The sequence below is a fragment of the Sphingomonas bacterium genome, from assembly GCF_903644135.1.
GTDB lineage: Bacteria > Pseudomonadota > Alphaproteobacteria > Sphingomonadales > Sphingomonadaceae > Sphingomonas.
In genome coordinates, this window is sequence record NZ_CAHJXA010000309.1 from 1 (window position 1) to 3,375 (window position 3,375).

The following is a 3,375-nucleotide window of genomic DNA, read 5'->3' on the forward strand; positions in this document are numbered from 1 at the left end:
CTGCAGCGCGGTGGCCACGTCGATGCGGGCCACGCCGGCGGGGGTGGCGAGCGATACCGGCCCGGCGATCAGCGTCACCCGCGCGCCCAGCGCCGCGAGCGCTTGCGCGATGGCGAAGCCCTGCAATCCCGACGAGCGGTTGGCTAGATAGCGCACCGGGTCGATCGGCTCGTGCGTCGGACCGGCGGTGACGAGGACGTGCCGGCCGGCAAGGCGCGTTGAAGAGGTAAGCGCGCGTTCGATCGCGGCTGCGATCGCCTCAGGCTCGGGCAGGCGGCCGGGGCCATATTCGCCGCACGCCATCGCGCCCTCGTCGGGCTCCATGACCGTCACGCCGTCGCCGCGCAGTGTCGCGACGTTGCGCACGGTCGCGGCGTGCTGCCACATGCGCACGTTCATCGCCGGTGCCGCAAGCACCGGCTTGTCGGTCGCGAGCAGCAGGGTGGTGGCAAAATCGTCGGCCTGGCCCGCCGCCATCCGCGCCAGCAGGTCGGCGGTGGCGGGCGCGACCACCACCAGATCGGCCTCGCGGCTGAGCTGGATATGGCCCATCTCGGCCTCGTCCTTCAGGTCCCAAAGCGAGGTGTAGACCTTGTCCTCGCTGAGCGCGGCCAGCGTCATCGGCGTGACGAAGTGGCTCCCGCCGTCGGTCAGCACGCAGCGCACCGCATGGCCGCGCCGCCGCAGCAGGCGGATCAGCTCGCACGCTTTGTACGCGGCGATGCCGCCGCCGACGATCAGGAGGATGCGCTTCATCGCACCGCCCGTCGCACGGTGATGCGCCGCCTGTCGAGCGCGGCGGCGACGAGGTCGCGCAGGCCATCGACCGCGAACGCCAGCCCGACCAGCAGCGTCGGCGCGACCAGCAGCCCCCAGTGGTAGGTGTCCACCCTTCCGAAAAGGGACAGCAGCAGCGCGTAGGCGGCGAAGGTGGCGAGGACGCGCAGCGCCAACGGCTCGCGCCACGACGCCCAGCCGATCAGCGCCAGCCCCACCAGCGGCGCGGCAAGCACAACCGGTACAAGCACCAGCGCGGTCGATAGCGTCATCGCCCGCACGAAGACGCCGAAGCCGAACATCCCCGTCCAGCTCGGCGATGAAAGGTCGCTCGCACGCACCACCTGCTCGACGGCGTTGGCGTGCAATCCGATCGCTACCGCCAGCACTGCCAACACGGCCGCCCAGCCCAGCGCCTCGCGCCGCTCGCCCTCGATCGCTGCCAGCACCAGCATCACGCCGACGTACAGCGCCGCCGTCTCGCGGATCAGCACCGCCGCCAGCGCGATCGCCGCCGCCTCGCCCCAGCGCCCCGGCCAGCGCCGGGCCAGCGACAGCGCGATCAGCAATCCCGCCCAGATCTCGTGAGCCCCGACCAGCTCGGGCTGGACGAACGTCGTCAGCCCGCCGGCGAGCAGCACCATCGCGACCAGCCGCGGCGGCGCTCGCGCAAAGGCTGGCGACAGCCTGATCCACCACGCCGCCGCCACTGCCGCGACAAGGCACCACAGCGCCGCCAGCACCGCCCAGCGTGGCAGCGCCCCCTGCACGGTCGCCAGCGTCGGCAGGCGGAAGGTGAGGAACGGACGCAGCGGATAGCCGCCCTCGCGTAGGGCATCGGCGGCGACCTGATAGTAATTGCCGCCGTGGCGGACGCCCTCGACGATCCCCTCGTACAGCACCAGGTCGGCACGCGCGGCCGGGTCGTGGCCGACCGGCGGCGGGGCCGGGCCGAGCAGAGCCAGCCAGGAGGCGAGGACGATCGCCGCCACGATGACCAGCCCCTGGCGTGCCCGGCGAGTGGACAGCGCCGCCCAGCGTGAGGGCCGCGCCAGCCACAGCGGCGCGAGCGGCCGGCGTCTCACCCTCACCCTTCCTGCGCTGTGCGCCTCCCTCCCTCTCCCATCGGGAGAGGGAAGGGGCCCGCTCGCGTCAGCGAGTGGGAAGGGTGAGGGGGATAGCCTAAACCTCGATAATCGACCCACATCATGGTCGCCACGACCGCCAGCAGCGCTGAGATCACAGCAACCAGCCCATAGCGCCAGCCACCGCCGATCCGCACCAGCTCCACCTCGGCGAGCGGCGGGGCAGGAGGCTCGCCGCCCGGCGCTGGGTAGCGCGCCTCGATCCGGCGGACCAGCTCGGGCAGCCGTGCGAGGGTGCGCACGTCGGCGATCAGGCGGTCGGCAAGTGCTGCTTCCGGTCCCAGCTCCGACCTGATCCACTCGCGAATGAACGGCGCGGCGGTGTCCCACATGTTGATCTCGGGATCGAGGCCGGTGGCCACCCCCTCGACCATCACCATCGTCTTCTGGAGAAGCAACAGGTGCGGCTGCGTCACCATGTCGAAGTCGCGGGTGATCGAGAACAGCCCCTCCAGCATGTTGCCGATCGACATCTCCTTGACCGGCAGCCCGCGCATCGGCTCGCCGACCGCGCGGAGCGCGGTGGCGAACTCGGCGACATTGTGGTGGCCGGGAACATAGCCCGCCTCGAAATGGATTTCGGCGACACGGCGGTAATTGCCGGTGATGAGGCCGTAGAGGATCTCCGCCAGCCACACTCGCGCACGGCGGTCAATGCGCCCCATGATGCCGAAGTCGATCGCCGCGATGCGGTTGCCGGGCAGCGCGAACAGATTGCCCTGGTGCATGTCGGCGTGGAAGAAGCCCTCGGCGATCGCCTGGCGCAGGAAGGCGTGGACGAGGATGCGCGCGAGCTGCGTGAGGTCATAGCCGCCCTCGACCAGCGCCTGGCGGTGTGACAGCTTGACGCCGTCGATCCACTCGACGGTGAGGACGCGCGTCGTCGAGCGCTGCCAGTCGACCGCGGGCACCATGAAGTCGGGCTCGGCGGTCATGCTCTCGGCGAGTTCGGAGGCCGAAGCCGCCTCGCGCCGGAAGTTCAGCTCGCGTGCGGTCCAGCGCTTGAACGTCTCGATCGTCAGCCGCGGGCGCAGCCGGCGCGCCTCCGGGCTCAGCGCCTCCAGATGCGCGGCAGCCCATTGATAGGTCTCGATCGCGCGGCTGAAGTCGCGCTCGACGCCGGGGCGCAGCACCTTGACCGCGACCGTCCGGCCGTCGGTGGTGACGGCGCGATGCACCTGCGCGATCGAGGCGGCCCCGATCGGCTCCGGGTCGATTGCGCTGAACAGCGTGTCGAGCGGTCGACCAAGCCCGACCTGCATCGCTGAGCGGATCGTCTCGAACGGCACCGGGTCGAGCCGGTCTTGGAGCCGCAGCAGGTCGTGCGCCGCCGCTTCGCCGACTAGGTCGGGGCGGGTGGCGAGCGTCTGGCCGAGCTTGATCGCGGCGGGGCCGATTGCCTGGAATGCGTCCGCGTAGCGCGGCACCGCGGGAATGCGCGCGCCGACGCGGA

3 protein-coding genes are annotated in these 3,375 nt (G+C 71.3%); all 3 read right to left on the reverse strand.

What is annotated here, in order from left to right; genetic code table 11:
- The coding region (gene coaBC / locus HUU96_RS13520; RefSeq protein ID WP_174293277.1) for a bifunctional phosphopantothenoylcysteine decarboxylase/phosphopantothenate--cysteine ligase CoaBC at window positions 1–756 on the reverse strand (756 nt) is incomplete at its 3' end.
- Window positions 753–1,862, reverse strand: a complete 1,110-nt coding sequence (locus HUU96_RS13525) for a hypothetical protein (RefSeq protein ID WP_174293278.1) — start codon at window positions 1,860–1,862, stop codon at window positions 753–755. The genes coaBC and HUU96_RS13525, both read right to left, overlap by 4 nt.
- Window positions 1,863–1,864: 2 nt before the next feature.
- A partial coding sequence (gene ubiB, locus HUU96_RS13530; protein ID WP_174293279.1) for a 2-polyprenylphenol 6-hydroxylase occupies window positions 1,865–3,375 on the reverse strand: 1,511 nt, incomplete at its 5' end.